The 254-nt window shown below is 60.6% G+C and carries 1 pseudogene; it reads left to right on the top strand.

What is annotated here, in order from left to right:
- Positions 1-32: 32 nt before the first annotated feature.
- Positions 33-254 (top strand): annotated as a pseudogene (locus DH08_RS30040) (transposase); the annotation flags it as partial.

Here is a 254-nt window from a genome sequence, read left to right as displayed (position 1 = left end):
TAGGCTTCCAGATTCGATCTGGAGAGCGATGGATGGCCCGGCGATATGAACTGAGCAGCGAGCAATGGCAGCGTATCGAAAGCCTGTTGCCTGGCAAGGCTGGTGATCCCGGCCGCAGTGGCCAGGATAATCGCCAATTTGTGAACGGCGTGCTTTGGGTTCTGCGTTCCGGAGCGCACTGGCACGACGTTCCCGAGCGCTACGGCAAGGTGGAAGACGCTGCATCAGCGCTTCAGGCGATGGTCCAAGGCCGG

Source organism: Mesorhizobium amorphae (assembly GCF_014843845.1).
Taxonomy (GTDB): Bacteria; Pseudomonadota; Alphaproteobacteria; order Rhizobiales; family Rhizobiaceae; genus Mesorhizobium; species Mesorhizobium amorphae_A.
The sequence above is the reverse complement of the archived record's forward strand: the minus strand, read 5'-3'. Positions and strand labels throughout refer to the sequence as shown.